Origin of the sequence: Comamonas flocculans (genome assembly GCF_007954405.1) — a bacterium.
Taxonomy (GTDB): Bacteria; Pseudomonadota; Gammaproteobacteria; order Burkholderiales; family Burkholderiaceae_C; genus Comamonas_C; species Comamonas_C flocculans.
Window position 1 is genome coordinate 2,418,530 of record NZ_CP042344.1, and the last position, 15,764, is coordinate 2,434,293.

14 protein-coding genes are annotated in these 15,764 nt (G+C 70.5%); 12 read left to right on the plus strand and 2 right to left on the minus strand.

Annotation, left to right across the window (positions count from 1 at the left end):
• Positions 1-266 precede the first annotated feature (266 nt).
• Genes FOZ74_RS11560 through cobT form a run of 4 tightly spaced genes read left to right on the plus strand, consistent with a single transcriptional unit; the run spans position 267 to position 3,970 of the window.
• On the plus strand, positions 267-1,016 hold the full coding sequence (locus tag FOZ74_RS11560) for a HipA family kinase (protein ID WP_146914188.1): 750 nt from the start codon (positions 267-269) through the stop codon (positions 1,014-1,016).
• Positions 1,003-1,413, plus strand: a complete 411-nt coding sequence (locus FOZ74_RS11565) for a DUF3037 domain-containing protein (RefSeq protein ID WP_146913204.1) — start codon at positions 1,003-1,005, stop codon at positions 1,411-1,413. The genes FOZ74_RS11560 and FOZ74_RS11565 overlap by 14 nt, the downstream gene beginning before the upstream one ends.
• Positions 1,410-2,912, plus strand: coding sequence for a cobyric acid synthase (locus FOZ74_RS11570; RefSeq protein WP_146913205.1), 1,503 nt, complete (start codon positions 1,410-1,412; stop codon positions 2,910-2,912). Before FOZ74_RS11565 ends, FOZ74_RS11570 begins: the two co-directional genes overlap by 4 nt.
• Entirely contained in the window at positions 2,912-3,970 is a 1,059-nt protein-coding gene (gene cobT, locus FOZ74_RS11575; protein ID WP_146914189.1) for a nicotinate-nucleotide--dimethylbenzimidazole phosphoribosyltransferase, read from the plus strand. The genes FOZ74_RS11570 and cobT overlap by 1 nt, the downstream gene beginning before the upstream one ends.
• Positions 3,971-3,973: 3 nt before the next feature.
• On the opposite strand, the gene FOZ74_RS11580 is transcribed toward cobT, so the two are convergent.
• A complete protein-coding gene (locus FOZ74_RS11580) occupies positions 3,974-6,160 on the minus strand; it encodes a TonB-dependent receptor (RefSeq protein ID WP_146913206.1) in 2,187 nt (728 codons plus the stop codon).
• 264 nt (positions 6,161-6,424) lie between these two features.
• On the opposite strand from FOZ74_RS11580, the gene FOZ74_RS11585 reads away from it, so the two are divergent.
• The 7 genes from FOZ74_RS11585 to FOZ74_RS11615 all read left to right on the plus strand — a co-directional run bounded on the left by FOZ74_RS11585 (position 6,425) and on the right by FOZ74_RS11615 (position 12,927).
• Entirely contained in the window at positions 6,425-7,231 is an 807-nt protein-coding gene (locus FOZ74_RS11585) for an adenosylcobinamide-GDP ribazoletransferase (RefSeq protein ID WP_146913207.1), read from the plus strand.
• Positions 7,228-7,776 carry a histidine phosphatase family protein gene (locus tag FOZ74_RS11590; RefSeq protein ID WP_146913208.1) on the plus strand — a complete coding sequence of 183 codons (549 nt, stop codon included), beginning with the start codon at positions 7,228-7,230 and terminating at the stop codon, positions 7,774-7,776. The genes FOZ74_RS11585 and FOZ74_RS11590 overlap by 4 nt, the downstream gene beginning before the upstream one ends.
• A gap of 125 nt (positions 7,777-7,901) precedes the next feature.
• Complete coding sequence (locus FOZ74_RS11595; protein ID WP_146913209.1) at positions 7,902-8,771, plus strand: 2-keto-4-pentenoate hydratase; 870 nt, start codon at positions 7,902-7,904, stop codon at positions 8,769-8,771.
• A gap of 10 nt (positions 8,772-8,781) precedes the next feature.
• Positions 8,782-10,026 carry an ion channel gene (locus FOZ74_RS11600; protein ID WP_146913210.1) on the plus strand — a complete coding sequence of 415 codons (1,245 nt, stop codon included), beginning with the start codon at positions 8,782-8,784 and terminating at the stop codon, positions 10,024-10,026.
• Positions 10,026-11,087, plus strand: a complete 1,062-nt coding sequence (locus FOZ74_RS11605) for a mechanosensitive ion channel family protein (RefSeq protein WP_146913211.1) — start codon at positions 10,026-10,028, stop codon at positions 11,085-11,087. The genes FOZ74_RS11600 and FOZ74_RS11605 overlap by 1 nt, the downstream gene beginning before the upstream one ends.
• 53 nt (positions 11,088-11,140) lie before the next feature.
• Positions 11,141-12,058, plus strand: a complete 918-nt coding sequence (locus tag FOZ74_RS11610) for an alpha/beta hydrolase (RefSeq protein WP_146914190.1) — start codon at positions 11,141-11,143, stop codon at positions 12,056-12,058.
• A 5-nt stretch (positions 12,059-12,063) separates the two neighbouring features.
• The gene (locus FOZ74_RS11615) at positions 12,064-12,927 is read left to right on the plus strand and encodes a YbgC/FadM family acyl-CoA thioesterase (protein WP_146913212.1); all 864 of its coding nucleotides are present in this window, start codon (positions 12,064-12,066) and stop codon (positions 12,925-12,927) included.
• 2 nt (positions 12,928-12,929) lie between these two features.
• Here FOZ74_RS11615 and FOZ74_RS11620 read toward each other — a convergent pair whose 3' ends face one another.
• Positions 12,930-14,159, minus strand: coding sequence for an alpha/beta hydrolase family protein (locus FOZ74_RS11620; RefSeq protein WP_255437586.1), 1,230 nt, complete (start codon positions 14,157-14,159; stop codon positions 12,930-12,932).
• A gap of 213 nt (positions 14,160-14,372) precedes the next feature.
• Between FOZ74_RS11620 and FOZ74_RS11625 the strand changes: the two genes are divergently transcribed.
• Positions 14,373-15,728 carry a DUF3089 domain-containing protein gene (locus tag FOZ74_RS11625; RefSeq protein ID WP_146913213.1) on the plus strand — a complete coding sequence of 452 codons (1,356 nt, stop codon included), beginning with the start codon at positions 14,373-14,375 and terminating at the stop codon, positions 15,726-15,728.
• The last annotated feature ends 36 nt before the right edge of the window (positions 15,729-15,764 follow it).

Here is a 15,764-nt window from a genome sequence, read left to right on the forward strand (position 1 = left end):
CAACTCGTTTTCACGGGGTGCCTGGCACCCTTTGCGGCAATCGAGGCGAGTTGCCACATTGGATGCGAGCAGGCGCTGGTGCGTTTCGCCCCAATCCAACGTGGCAGCCCGTCGGGGCTGCTGCGAGCTGGGTTCATTACAGAGCGACGGGCCGCCGCGTGAGCGGTGCCCGCGCCATGACATCAACGTCAGCAACGGTATCGTCCGGACGGCTGCTGCGGCGGCGCGGGCGGCTACCATTTGGCATGTCTGACGAAATTTCACCGCTGCGCAGCGTCACCGTGGTGCGCTACGTCACGCCGTTGCGTGAAGGCGGCTCGATGCCCGCCGTGGTCGAGGCCGACGACCTGGGCCTGTACGTGCTCAAGTTTCGCGGCGCGGGTCAGGGCGTGCGCGCGCTGATCGCCGAGATCATCTCGGGCGGCGTGGCCCGGGCCATCGGCTTGCCGGTGCCCGAGATCGTGCTCGCGATACTGGATCCGGAGCTGGCGCGCACCGAGCCCGACCCGGAAATCCAGGACCTGATACGTGCCAGCGGCGGCCTGAACGTGGCGCTGGACTACCTTTCGGGCGCGGTCAATTTCGACCCCGGCGTGGATGAGGTGACGCCGGACTTCGCCGCCCGCCTGGTCTGGCTGGACGCGCTGGTGAGCAACGTCGACCGCAGCGCGCGCAACACCAATCTGCTGATGTGGCACCGCCGCCCCTGGCTCATCGACCATGGGGCCAGCCTGAGCTTTCACCATGCCTGGGACGGCAGCGTGGACGACCCGGGCAAACCCTTCGCGCCGATCGCCGATCACGTCCTGCTGGCGCGGGCAGATGCGCTGCAACAGGTGGATGCGCCGCTGGCCGGGTTGCTCACGCCCGCCGTGCTGCGATCCGTCGTGCAGGCGGTGCCCGCGGCTTTTCTGGCCGAGGCCGGCGTGACGGGCGAGGACTACGTGAACTATTTTCTGGCCCGCCTGACCGAGCCGCGGCCCTGGCTGCAAGAGGCCATCGATGCACGCGGCTGAACTCTACGACTACGCGGTGGTGCGCGTGGTGCCGCGTGTCGAACGCGAGGAATTCATCAACGCGGGCGTGATCCTCTCGTGCCAGCGCAGCGGCTTCCTGCGCGCGGCGGTGGAACTGGACGTGGCGCGCCTGCGGGCGCTGGACCCGCATGCCGACGTGGAGACGGTGCGCCGCCACCTGGGCGCCATCGTCGCGATCTGCGACGGCGCGCCCGACGCGGGCCCGATCGCGCGGCTGGCACGGCGCGCGCGCTTTCATTGGCTCACGGCGCGGCGCAGCGCCATCATCCAGACTTCGCCGGTGCATACCGGCCTGTGCCTGGATGGCGATGAGGCATTGCAGCGGGTGATGGATCGCATGGTGCGCGCACTGCCCGCGCTGCGCGCATCGGCATGAGCGCGCGCTGCATCATGGTGCTGGGCACCAGTTCGGGCGCGGGCAAGAGCTGGCTGGCCACCGCGCTGTGCCGCCACTACGCCGACCAGGGCCTGAAGGTCGCGCCGTTCAAGGCGCAGAACATGAGCAACAACGCGCGCGTGGTGGCCGCACCGGGCGGGGTGCAGGGCGAGATCGGCAGTGCGCAGTACTTCCAGGCGCTGGCCGCGCGCGCCGAGCCCGAGGTGCGCATGAACCCGCTCTTGCTCAAGCCCGAGGCCGACACGCGCAGCCAGGTGGTGCTGATGGGGCAGGTCAGCGAAGAGCTCTCGCGCCTGCCTTGGCGCGGGCGCAGCGCGCGGGTGTGGCCGACGATCGCCGGTGCGCTCGATGCGCTGCGCGCCGAGAACGACCTGGTGGTGATCGAGGGCGCGGGCTCGCCCGCCGAGATCAACCTCATGGCCAGCGACGTGGTGAACCTGCGCGTGGCGCGCCACGCCAATGCGCGCTGCCTGCTGGTGGCCGACATCGACCGCGGCGGGGCCTTCGCGCACCTGTATGGCACCTGGGCGCTTCTGGACGAGGCGGACCGCGCGCGCATCCGCGGCTTCGTGCTGAACAAGTTCCGCGGCGACGCCAGTCTGCTCGCGCCCGCGCCCGAGCAGCTGCGCCAGCTCACCGGCGTGCCCACGCTCGCCGTCGTGCCCATGCGCTACGGCCACGGCCTGCCGGAAGAAGACGGGGTGTTTGACGACCGCCCGGCGGGGGCAGCTTCGCCCGTCGGCGCAGGCGGCCAGGTGACCCGCATCGCCATCGTCGCCTGGCCGCACATCAGCAACCTGGATGAATTCCAGCCGCTGAAAAACCTGCCCGGCGTGCGGCTGCGCTGGGTGCGCACCAGCGCCGAACTGGCGGACGCGGACTGGATCGTCCTGCCCGGCAGCAAGGCCACCGCCGCCGATCTGGCCTGGCTGCGCGCGCAGGGGCTGGCGGGCGCCATCGCCCGGCATGCGGCGGCGGGCGGGCGGGTGCTCGGCATCTGCGGCGGCCTGCAGGCGCTGGGCGAAGCGCTGATCGACCCGCACGGCGTGGAGCCCGCGGCCAGCGGCCCGGGCCTGGGCCTGCTGCCGCTGGTCACGCGCTTTGCGCGCGCCAAGACGGTGCGCCGCGGCCGCTGGCGCTTTGGCAGCGTGGCCGGGCCCTGGGCGGCGCTCTCGGGCGTGGCCTTTGCGGGCTATGAGATCCACAGCGGCCAGACGCTGCAGCACCCGGGGATGGCGGCCAGGGGCGAGGTGGCGCGCGTGCCGATCGACGCCCTGGCCTGGCAGAACCCGGCGGGCAACGTGCTGGGCGTGTACCTGCACGGGCTGTTTGAAGATGCCGCGGTGCTGCAGGCGCTGTTCGGGCGCGGGGCACCGTCGCTGGACGCGGTGTTCGACGGCCTGGCAGCCCAGCTCGGGCAGGCGTTTGCGCCGGGCGCGCTTGCTATGCTCGCTGCCCCTGCCCGAGACACCCCGTGATGCGTTTCACCCTGCCCGACATCCCCTCCATCGACGACGCCGCGCTGTTGGCGCAGCTGCAGCACAAGCTGGACCGCAAGACCGCGCCGCTGGGCGCGCTGGGCGCGCTGGCGCTGCTGGCGCGCCAGATCGGCCAGATCCTGGGCAGCCTGCAGCCGCGGCTGCGCGAGCCTCAGCTGCTGGTGTTCGCCGCGGACCACGGCATCGCGGCGCGCGGCGTCTCGGCCTACCCGAGCGATGTGACCTGGCAGATGGTGGGCAACTTCCTGGCCGGCGGTGCGGCGGTGAGCGTGCTCGCGCGCCAGCACGGCATCACCCAGACCGTGGTCGATTGCGGCGTGCGCCGCGACTTTGCGCCGGCCGAAGGCCTGCTGATCCGCAAGATCGCGCACGGCACGGCCGACAGCTCGCTGGGCCCGGCCATGGACGCCGGGCAGTGCGAGCGGGCCCTGGTCAACGGCATGCAGATCGTGCGCGCCCTGCCCGGCAATGCGCTGCTGCTGGGCGAGATGGGCATAGGCAACACCAGCGCGGCCACGCTGCTGGTGGCCCAGCTGACGGGCATCAAGATGGTGGACGTGGTCGGCGCGGGCACCGGACTGGACGCCCAGGGCTTGCTGCACAAGGCGGCGGTGCTGCGCGAGGCGCTGGCGGCCAATGTGCGCGCGGCGGAGCCCTTGCAGGCGCTGGCGGCCTTTGGCGGCTTCGAGATCGCCACCATGGTGGGCGCGGTACTGCAGGCGGCCAGCGAGCGGCGGGTGATCGTGGTCGACGGCTTCATCGCCGGCAGCGCGGTGCTGGTGGCCACGCAGCTGGCGCCGGCCGCGTTGCAGCGCTGCGTGTTCGCCCACCGCTCGGACGAGCGCGGCCACGCCCGCCTGCTGCAGTGGCTGGGCGTACAGCCGCTGCTGGACCTGGGGCTGCGCCTGGGCGAGGGCAGCGGCGCGGCGCTGGCCTGGCCGCTGCTGCAGTCCGCCTGCCTGATCCTCGATGAGATGGCGAGCTTCGAGTCGGCCGGCGTTTCCGACAAAAGCCCGGGCTTTTCAACGCCGGCCTGAAGCTCAGAAGCGCCCCTGCCAGCTCACCGCCAGGCTGCGCCCCGGGGCGAGCGCTTCCATGCCCGGCAGGCCTTCGGCCAGGTGGTCGTGGTAGCGCTTGTCGGCCAGGTTTTTGATCGCCAGGCGCAGGGATTGGTCTTTGGCGTAGCGCCAGGTGGCGCCCACGTCCAGCACGCCGTAGCCGGGCGTGGCGTCTTCGGTGCCGTGGGTGAAGCGGGTGGCCACGCGGCTTTGGCGGCGCACCAGGCGGGCGGCGGCGTCCAGCGTCCAGGCGGGGGCCACGCGCCCCTCCCAGCCCAGTGTGAGGCTGTCGGCGGGCATCATGAAGAGCGGCTCGTCTAGGTCGCCGTTGGTGCCGCGGATGCGGGTATAGGCGGCCCACAGCGTCTGGCCGGGCGTGAAGCGCCAGCGCAGCGAGGCTTCGACGCCGTTCAGGCTGGCGTGGCCCAGGTTCACGCTCTGTTTGCACCAGGTGGCGTTGGGCCCCGCGCCACAGGCGGCCTGGGCGGCGGCGCTGCTCAGTTGCATGCCGGTGATGTAGTCGCTCACGCGCATGCGCCAGGCCGAGACGCTGTAGTCCAGCGTGGCGTCCGCGCCCTTCAGGCCCAGCTCGAACTGCGTCGCGTGCTCGGGTTTGAGCTGCGGGCTGCCAGCCCAGAAATAGCCGTCGTTGCGCGCGCCGGACTGGTAGCGCTCGCGCAGATCGGGTGCGCGAAAACCGCGCGAGAGGTTGGCAAAGGGGCGCAGCAGCGGCGTCACTTCGTACACCGCGCCCAGGCTGCCGGAGAGCGCGCCGTCGCTGCGCGCCAGGCCCGTGCTCACCGTGTGGTTGGCCATGTCGACGGCGTTGCCGCGCACGCTGTCGTAGCGCAGCCCGGCGAGCACGCTGAGCGCGCCGAACTTCATGTCGTCCTGCGCATACAGGCCGGTGGCCTGCAGGCTGCCGTCGGTGAAGGGCTTGGAGGGCGTGAACTGGGTGAATTGCGGCGGCGCGGCGCTCTGGCTGTCGGGGTTGGCCGCCATGCGCCAAGTATTCAGGCCGATGGAGAGCACGTGCTGCGGGTGCACCAGCCAGTCGGCGCGCACGTCCAGGCCGTGGGTGACGAAGCCCACGTCGTTGGTCACGATGTCGCGCCCCAGCAGGCTGGCCCGGGCGTTGATGCTGCGCTGCATCTCCTGGCGGTACAGGCGCACGTCCAGGTTCAAGGGCTGATCGCCATTGCCCTGGCGGTTGTAGCCGACCTCGGCCAGGCGCCGCGTCTGCCTGGGCGAATGGGTGGTGAGCTGGCCCACGGTGGGCAGTGGGTGCGGCTTGGTCGAGCCCACGTACCAGATGTCGCGGTCGGTCTGCTGCTGCAGCGACACGCGCAGCTGCTGCTGGCCGTCGATGCGGTAGCGGTACTGGCCAATGAAGCTGCCCGCCGCGTAGCCCGTCAGCGCCTGGCGCCCGCCCGGTGCGCGGTAGTCGTCGTAGTCGGCCAGGGCGGCGCCCAGCATCAAGGCATGGTCGCCCTGGCTGGCGTTGAGCACTGCGGCCCCGCTTTTGCCCCTGCTGGCGCTGTCGTAGCCCAGTTGCGCCTTCAGGCTCACGCCGGGTTCAAAGCGCGCCTGCGGCAGCAGCACGTTGATGGCCCCGCCCAGCGCCCCGGTGCCGTAGAGCACCGAGGCCGGGCCCTTGACCACTTCCACGCGCTCGGCCAGCGCCAGGCCCATGGAGGAGGCGATCGAGCCGGCCGGCTGGGCGGAATTGAGCCGCATGCCGTCCACCATCAACACCACGCTGTCTTTCTGCAGGCCGCGGATCACCGGGTTCTGGCCCTGGGCGCTGTCCGACGCGGTGGCCAGGCCCGGCTCGCCCTTGAGCGCCTCGCCCAGGTTCTGTGCCTGCTTGCGCGCCAGGTCTTCCTCGGTCAGCACCGTGGTGGCCACGGGGGATTCGGCGTCGCTGGCCGCATAGCCCTTGGCGGTGACGCTGACCACTGGCAGCGCGGCGCTGGCGGCGGCGTCCTGGGCCAGCGCCTGCGCGGCCCAGAGGCAGGCCAGCAGCACCGCCAGTGCCACCGCGCCGCGCCGCGGGCGCAGGCCGGTGCAGACGCATTCCAGCGGCGTGGCAGCGGCGTCGAAACGCAGAGCAGACAGGGTAGGGGGTACAAGCGGGCCGGGCAGGGCGGCGGGGGAGGCAGCAGGCATGGCGGATACTTGAAGGGGCTGGAGAAACGATTCAACGCAAATGATAACAATTCTTGTTTGCAACAACATTGAGGTGGATCAAGGTCGGCTCTCGCCAGGCGCTTTGGCAACGGGGCGGGCCGCAGGGGCGTCTGCAGGGGTGGGGCGGGGGAGGGTGGCGGAAGCTGCGGAAGTGACTGCGCCCGCGCGCCCGACAGGCGCCGCCCGCATGCCCGCCTCCTCTAGCGCCGCCGCCCGCCCGGCCGGCGCGCGCACGGGGCGGCCGTGAGCCAGGGTCTGCGCCACTTTCTGCTGGCGCTGCAGTTCTTCACGCGCATCCCGGTCACCGGGCGGCTGGCGGCCTGGGTGGGTTACAGCCCGGCCATGCTCAACCGTGCCAGCGGGCACTTTCCCGGCGTGGGCTGGGTGGTGGGTGCGCTGGGTGCGCTGGTGCTCGGTGCGGCGGGTGCGCGTTTTGGCGCATCGGCGCCAGGTGCGTTGCTGGCTGCGCTGCTGTGCACCGCGGCCACGGTCTGGCTCACGGGGGCATTTCATGAAGACGGCCTGGCCGACACCGCCGACGGCCTGAGCGGCAGCGTGGGGCGCGAGCGCGCGCTGGCCATCATGAAGGACTCGCGCTTGGGCAGCTACGGCAGCATTGCGCTGGTCTTGGTCTTGCTGCTCAAGGTCTGCCTGCTGGCCGTGCTGGTGCAGCAGGGCCCGGTGCGCGCGGCGCTGGCACTGCTGGCCGCTCAGGTGCTCTCGCGCCTGGCGCCGCTGTGGGTGATGCGCCGCCTGCCGTATGTGAGCGAAGACGCCGGCGCCAAGTCCAAGCCACTGGCCAGTACGGTTTGCGCCGCCACCCTGGGCGTGGGCGTTTGCTGGGCGCTCCCGGCGGCGGCGCTGATGGCGCTGGCGCAAGGCGGCGGCGCGCTGGCGGCGGCGCTGCTGCTGTGGCTGGCCATGCTGGCGGCTCTGCTGCGGCTGCTGCGCCGGCGCCTGCAGGGTTTTACCGGCGACACCCTGGGCGCCGTGCAGCAGCTGTGTGAACTGGCGCTCTACCTGGGCCTGGCCTGGGCCGTGGCGCCATGAAGCTGTGGCTGGTGCGCCATGCACAGGTGGCTTTGCCCGAAGGCCGGTGCTACGGCGCAAGCGACGTGCCGGTGCAGCCCGGCGCCAGCCGGCTGGCAGCGGCGCAGCTGGTGCGGCAATGGCCCGCAGGACTGACAATCTGGTATTCTCCGCTATCGCGATGCGAGCTGCTGGCGCATGCCCTGCAAGCGTTTGAGCCAGGTTTCATGCTCAAACCGGATCCGCGGCTGCGCGAGCTGGATTTTGGCGCCTGGGAAGGCCAAGCCTGGAGCGACATCGGCCGGCAGGCCATCGATGCCTGGCTGGCCGACTTCGCCCACGCCCGCCCCGGCGGCCACGGCGAGAGCGTGGCCGCGCTGATGCAGCGCGTGGCCGCCGCCTTCGACGACTGGCGCGCTGGCGGGCGCGACGCCGTCTGGGTCACGCATGCCGGCGTGATCCGCGCCGCGCTGCTCATCGCCGGGGGGCAACGCAGCCTGCAGCGGGCGGATGAATGGCCCGCGGCCTCCATTGCCTTTGGCGGCGTGCAGGCAATCGAGGTCTGAGCTCATGCGCGGCCCTCGGGCGCCGCCCCTCCGGGCCGTGGCGTACGCTCGCGGTGCGTCGTCCGGGCGGGCCCGGCCCTGCCTTAGCATTGCCGTTTTCAACACAGGAAGAAGGAGACACCGCCATGGCATTCATCAAGACCCTCACCGCGGCCGCAGCCGGCCTGACACTGGCGCTCGGCGCGCAGGCCGCCTGCCTGAGCAATGCCCAGGTGCAGCAGATGGCCGAGCACTACTTTGCCAAGACGCCCGCGCCCAACTTCGACAAGCAAAACGACAAGGACGCCGCCTGCACGCGTGGGCGCTTCAACAAGCTGCTGGCCGCGCACTACGGCAAGGTGGTGGGCTACAAGGCGGGCCTCACCAACCCCGCGACGCAAAAGAAGTTCAACACCAACCAGCCGACCTGGGGCGTGCTCTACGAGGGCATGATCCAGCCCAACGGCTTCACCACCGTACCCAACTTCGGTGCCCGCCCGCTGTTCGAAGCCGACATGCTGGTGCGCGTGAAAGACGCGGGCGTGAACCAGGCCAGGACGCCCGAGGAAGTGATCGAGCACATCGACCAGGTGATTCCCTTCATCGAGCTGCCCGACCTCATCGTGCAGGCGCCTCCGAAGCTCGACGGCGCGGGCGTGAACGCGATCAACGTCGGCGCGCGCCTGGGCGTGGCGGGCACGCCGATCGCGGTGCCAAGCGACCGCATGGACCGCTTCGTCATGCTGGCGCAGCTGGCCAACATGAATATCAAGGTGACCAACGGCCAGGGCGAGCAGATCGGGCAGGGCAAGGGCAGCGACATCCTGGAGCACCCGCTCAACGCCGTGGTCTGGATCGCCCAGGCGCTGCACAAGGAGCGCATCCGCCTCAAGCCCGGTGACCTGATCAGCCTGGGCTCGTTTTCCGCGCTGATGCCGCCCAAGCCCGGACTGTCGGTCACGGTGAGCTACGAAGGCCTGAGCGGCGCCCAGCCGGTGAAGGTCAACTTCCGCTGAGGCGCCACGCATGCCCCTGACGGCCGGCTGGCAGCAGCGCCTGGTGCTTCTGAGCGGCGTGCAGCGTCTGCGCATCGCCGCCCAGCGCCTGCACCGCCTGGTGCGCGGGCCCTTGTGGTTCCCGCACGTGCCGCTGGCGCTGGCGCTGGGCCTGGGGGGACTGTGGCTGCTGCAGGTGGACCTGGGCACCCGCTGGCAGCCCTTCGTGCGGGGGTTGCTGGCCGGTCACCCGCAGATCACGCCCAGCCTGCTGCCGCCGCTGCTCATCGGCAGCGGCATGCTCACCATGGCGCTGGGCCTGCTGCTGCGCTCGCGCGTGGCCTGGGTGATGGCGCTGCTGCTGGCCGCCACGGCGGCAGTGAGCATGCTGTTTGGCACGCACAGCAACGGCCACCTGCTGCTGGGCTACTTCTTGCTGCTGCTGGCGCTGCTGTCGGCCGCCTGGCGCCAGTTCGACCACGCCAGCGTCACGGCGAGCACGCTGTTCGCGCTCACCTCGGTGGTCATGCTGGTGCTCTATGCCACCTTCGGCAACTACTACCTGGGCGCGGAGTTCAAGCCGCCGATCACCGACCTGGTGAGCGCGCTGTACTTCGCCATGGTCACCATGACCACCGTAGGCTACGGCGACATCGCGCCGCACACCAGCGAGGCCAAGCTGTTCACCGTGTCGGTCATCGTGCTGGGCGTGGCGGTGTTCGCCACCTCGCTGACCGCGGTGATCGCGCCCATGGTCAGCCACAGCCTGCAGCGCATCGTCAATCGCAAGGGAGGGCGCATGAAGCGGGAACACCATTTCGTCGTCATCGGCAATACGCCGCTGGCGGTCAACACCTGGCACGAGCTGGCGCGCCGCGGCCAGAGCGTCACCCGCTTGCTGCGCCAGGCACCGGCCGAAGCGCCGGGCGAGGCGGACCTGGTGGTGGGCGACCCCGGCAGCGTGGAGGTGCTGCGCGAGGCCGGCGCCCACCAGGCCACCGCGGTGATGGCCATGATGGACGACGATTCGGAGAACGCCTTCGTCGTGCTGGCGGTGCGCGAGCTCGGCGGGCCGGCGCGCACCGTGGCCGCGGTCAACGACGCGGCGCACCTGGCGCGCGTGAAGCTGGTGCAGCCCGACGTGGTGATCGCGCCGCAGATCCTCGGCGGCGAACTGGCCGCCATGCTGATGTGCGGTGAAGAGGTGAAGGCGGACTTTGTCATGCAGCGCGTGTTCCAGAAGAGCGCCGCTGCACCACGGGGAGAAGGGGTTTGATGGACGTGCAGGATTGGTGGAAGGAGCCGCTGTGGCTGGGTGAAACCGCGCTTGCCTGGGCGGTGGCGCTGGGCGCGGCCCTGCTGGCCTACATGCTGGTGCACGCGCTGGCGGTGTTGCTGGCGCGGCGGCTGGAAAAACTCGCGCGCCAGCGCCCGGGCAGCGCGCTCACCATTGCCGAGGCGGTGGTCAAGGCCACGCGCGGCTGGCTGCTGCTGCTGCTGAGCCTGGCGGTGGCGCTGCGCACGCTGCATCTGTCGCGGCCGCTGCCCGACGTGCTCAGCCAGCTCATCTACGTGCTGGTGGGCGTGCAGCTGGCGCTGTGGCTGTCGCGCCTGCTGGTGCGCTCGCTCGAGCACCTGGCGCACCAGGACGGCGCGCCGCGCAACCCGGTCATGCTGGGCATCATCAAGTGGAGCACCCAGCTCATCGTCTGGGTGGTGCTGCTGCTGGCGGTGCTCTCCAACGCCGGGGTCAACGTCAATGCCTTCATCGCCAGCCTGGGCATAGGCGGCGTGGCGGTGGCGCTGGCCGCGCAAAGCGTGCTCGGCGACCTGCTGGCCTCGATCAGCATCGGCCTGGACAAGCCCTTCGAGGTGGGGGAATACATCGAGTTCGACAAGGTCTCGGGCACGGTGAGCCACGTGGGCATCAAGAGCACGCGCATCGCCTCGCTCTCGGGCGAGGAGCTGGCCATCTCCAACGCCCAGATCCTGGGCAAGCTGGTGCACAACTACAGCCGCATGCAAGAGCGGCGCGTGGCCTATGCGCTGTCCATCGCCGTCGACACCCCGCGCGAAAAGGCCGAGGCCATCGTGCAGGAAGTGCGCGCGCTCATCGCTTCCATCGAGGGCGTGCGCTTCGACCGCGGCCACCTGATCGGCTTTGGCGACGCCGCGCTGAACTATGAATTCATCTACTACGTGCTCAGCCCGCAGTTCGTGCAGCACCGCGACGTGCAGCAGCACATCACGCTCGGCATCCTGGCGCTGCTCGAGGGTCTGCAGGTGCGCCTGGTCACCCCCACGCGCGTGCTGCACGCGCCCGAGGAGGCGCATTGAGCGCCCCGTCCGCAGCCGACGCCGCCTTCGCCGCGCTGGCGCTCACGCCGCAGATGCGCGCGGTGCTCAAGGGCATGGCGCGCGCCGCGCGCCCGCCGCTGCACACCCTGGAGCCCGAAGCCGCACGCGCCGCCTACGCGGCCGGCGCCGGCGTACTGGAGATCGACCCCGCCGAGCTGCCCCGCGTGCAGGAGCTGCAGCTGAGCGCGCGCGACGGCGCCCGCCTGCATGCGCGCCTGTACGCGCCCGATGCCGGCCGGGCGCTGCCGCTGCTGCTGTATCTGCACGGCGGCGGCTTCACCATAGGCAGCGTGCAGACGCACGACGTGCTGTGCCGCGAGCTGGCGCGGCTGAGCGGCGCGGCGGTGGTATCGCTGGACTACCGGCTCGCGCCCGAGCACCGCTTCCCCGTGGCCAGCAACGACACCTGGGACGCGCTCAGCTGGCTGGCCGACCATGGCGCCTCGCTCGGGCTGGACACCACGCGCCTGGCGGTGGGCGGCGACAGCGCGGGCGGCACGCTGGCCGCAACCGCGGCCATCATGGCGCGCGACGCCGGCCTGAAGCTGGCGCTGCAGCTGCTCTTCTACCCCGGCACCACCGCGCACCAGGACACGCCCTCGCATGCGCGCTTTGCCGATGGCCCCATCCTCGGCAAGGCTGCGATCGACTGGTTCTTTGCCAACTACATCGACGAGGACCAGCGCGAGGACTGGCGCTTCGCCCCGCTGCTCGCGCCCGAGCTCGACGCCCTGGCGCCCGCCTGGATAGGCCTGGCCGAGTTCGATCCGCTGGTGGACGAAGGCATCGCCTGGGCCGACCGCCTGCGCATGGCGGGCGTGCCGGTCGATCTGGAGATCTACCGCGGCGTGACCCACGAATTCATCAAGATGGGCCGCGCATTGCCCGAGGCGCGGCGCGCCCACCGCGACGCCGCGCAGGCCCTGCGCACCGCCTTCGCACCGGACTGAAACCCATGAACCCCCCCCGTGACTACCGCTGCCACCTGCGCCTGCGCGTGCGCTGGTCGGAAATCGATGCGCAGAACATCGTCTTCAACGCGCACTACCTGACTTACGCCGATTGCGCCATCACCGAATACTGGCGCGCGCTGGCGCTGCCTTACGGGCCGACGATGCGGGCGCTCGGCGGCGAGGTCTATCTGAAGAAGGCCAGCGTCGAATACCGCGCCTCGGCCCAGCTCGACGACGTGCTGGACGCGGGCATACGCTGCGCGCGCGTGGGCACCAGCTCCATGGTGTTCGACTGCGGCATCTTCCGCGCCGATGCGCTGCTGGCCTCGATCGAGCTGGTCTACGTCTTCGCCGACCCGGCCACGCAGACCAAGCGGCCGGTGCCGCCGGCGCTGCGCGCGCTGTTCGAGCACTACGAGGCCGGCGGCGAGATGGTCGAGCTGCGCGTGGGCAGCTGGGCCGAACTGCGCGAGGCCGCCGCGCCGCTGCGCACCGCGGTGTTCGTGCAGGAGCAGGGCGTGCCGCCCGAGATCGAGATGGACGCGCTGGATGCGCAGGCGGTGCATGCCGTCGCCACCAACCGGCTGGGCCACGCGGTGGCCACCGGGCGGCTGCTGCCCACCGAGGCGGGCGAAGCGCACATCGGCCGCATGGCGGTGGAGCGCGCGCTGCGCGGCCAGCGCTGGGGCCGCCTGCTGCTGGACGCGCTGGTGCGGGCCGCACGCGAGCGTGGCGACGCCAGCGTGCTGCTGCACGCCCAATGCCACGCCCGCGGCTTTTACGAGCGCGCCGGGTTCGTGCCCGAGGGTGGGGTGTTCGAGGAAGCGGGCATCGCGCATGTGGCGATGCGCAAGGCGCTGCGCTGAGTTCAGGCGAAGGTCTCGTCCAGCCAGTCCATCGATACCGCCGCCGAATACGCCAGGTTGGTGTTCTGGCAGTGCGCGTCCGCGCCTTCGTCGGCGGTGAAGACGTGCTGGTGCACCGGGCCGCCGACGTGCTGGCAAAAATGCTCGCTTTGCGCCAACGGGTCCGCGCCTTCGCCTTCGCCCACCAGGGCGAGAGACGGGCAGCGCATGCGCCCCAGTGCTTCGTCAGGCACGCGGAATTCACGCAGGCGCTGGTAGGCGGCCTTGAAGCTGTCCCGGCCCAGGCGCAGCATCAGGTTGCGCATCATGGTGCGCGTTTGCGGCGGGACGGCCGCATCGGGCAGGTGCTCGATGTCTTGCAGGCGCACGTCCTCGCTGTCGGGCAGCTCGGCCGGGTCGAAGCCGACGAACGAGGCCATGTAGCGGTGCAGATCGATGATGGGGGAGTTGGGGATGAGCGCGCGCACCCGGTCATCGTGCGCGGCGATGCGGGTCGCGAAATAACCGCCGAAACTGATGCCCATCAGCGCCAGGCGGTCCGGGTCGGTCTGCGGGCGTGCCAGCACGTGATCGAGCGCGACGCGGCCGATGCGCTCGAACTCGGGGATGAAATGCACCATGGGGTAAAAGCGCAGCGTGTCCATCTGCCCCGGGCCGGTGAAAAGCATCAGGTGGTAGCCGCGTTCGAGCGCCGCGTACCCATAGGCAAGCCACGTCTCTTCCAGCGTGCCATCGTAGCCGCTGATGATCATCAGCGTCTTGTTCTTGCCGCTGCCAGCGTTTGGTGAGGGAAAGTAGTAGGCGGGCAGTGCCAGATCATCGAGCGGCAGCGAGAACGCCTCGTAGGCCACGCCCCGCGCGCGCATCGCCGCCAGAAAGCACTCGCGGCTCTGGATCCCGAGCCGGGCATGGCGAGGATCGTTGACCGCGCAGTAGTACTCGGCCGCGCGGTAGTTGTTGCTGGCCACCAGGTACTGATCGGCGGCGCTCAGCGGGTGCTGGCGCGCCAGGCGGGCCGCCGCGTCGGCTTGCTGGCGCTGGCCGGCGGCGGCGAATTCGTTGACCCAACTGGCCGGGTCGGCGTTCTTGATGCGCCGTGCCAGCGCCAGGCATTCGCCGACCGAGGCACCGCCATAGCGCACGGCGCCCAGCTGGCGCATGAGTTGGTAGTCCATTTCCGCGTCGGCAAAACCGACGACCCGGGTGCGACTGCGCTCCAGTTTCGTTTCCATGGGGGGCTCCGAGGTGGGGGTGGGTGGTGTCGCCCACGACAAGGCGGGCGCGAGCAAGCTGGTGGCCAGCGCGCGCAGGACGTCACGCCGTGGTGGCCAGGGCGGGGTGATTCTTGACACGGGGGCGCCTTTCCAAACCTTGATGTGACGCAAGGAATTGCCAAGCGGAATTTTTATGATGGTTTGTTTCTTTGTTCGGGTAAAGGCAAAACCATGGCTGCCTTGACTTGGGTCAATTTCCGCTGCGCCGCCATCGGCCTGGCCTTCGCGCTCTGCTCTGGCGTGGCGCTGCACGCGCAAGACCTGGCGCCGCTGGATTACGCGCGCGACGACGCCTGGCTGGCCCTGCCCGGCAAAGCCTCGGTCGCCAGCCGCGTGCCCGCGGGCAGCGGCTTCAGCGATCTGCAAGGCCTGGCGCGGGCCGACGTGTTCTACATCCACCCGACCACCTCGGTCAGCCGCAAGGACGTGCTGAATGCGCCGATCGACGATCCCGAGGTCGTCAAGATGGACGCGATCATGCTGATGACCCAGGCCACGCCGTTCAACGGCGTCGCGCGCGTCTATGCGCCGCGCTACCGTCAGACGGCGCTGCATGTCTACTATCTCTCCGAGGAGGAGCAGCAGGCACCGAACAACCGGGCCTATGCCGACGTGAAGGCAGCGTTCGAGTTCTATGTCCGCAACCACAGCCACGGCCGCCCCTTCTTTCTGGTGGGGCACAGCCAGGGCGCCAACCATGCGCAGCGCCTGCTCGGCGAGGTGATCCAGGGCCATCCGATTCAAGAGCGTCTGGTGGCGGCCTACATTCCCGGCATCCCGCTGCCGCGCTCGGTGTTTCGCGATGACCTGCGCCAGATACCGCCGTGCCACCAGCCCGCGCAGATCGGCTGCGCCGCCGTCTGGGGCACCTTTGGCCTGGGCGGGGGCGACGATCTGCTGGAATGGTCGGACGTGGTGCACTGGGACGCCGCGAGCGGGCGCTGGATGTCGCGGCGCGGCGCCGAGATGGAGAACATCAACCCGGTGAGCTGGAGCAAGCGCCACCCGCGCACCCCGGCGGCGGCGCATCGTGGCGGCACGCCGTTTGGCAAGACGCAGACGACGTTCTTCACCAACCCCGTGGCGGGCATGGTGAGCGTGAGCGACGAACGCGGCTATGCCTTCGTCTCGCCGCTGCTGCCCAGGACGTTGTTCGATGATGGCGGCCTGTTCGGCGGCGAGAACGCCCACGTGTTCGACATCAGCCTGTTCTGGGTGGACATCCGCGAGAACGCGCGACTGCGCCTGAACGCTTTTTTGCGCCAGCGTGACGACGTGCAAGCGCCGCTCATCGGGCCGACGGCGGCGCTCGCCGTGGCGCGTGGCGAGCCGGTGCACTGGCGCGTGCCCACGGCCACCCGGGCCAGCCGCTTTTGGGCCGACGGGCTGCCGCAAGGCCTGCGTCTGAACGAGCACAGCGGCGTGCTCGAAGGCACGGCGCATGCGCCGGGCACCTATGCGGTGCTGCTGCATGCCCGCAATGCGCGGGGCACGGACACGGCCGATCTGGCGCTGACGGTACGGTAGACGCGCGCCTGCCGCGGCGCCTGAATTACCATAGCC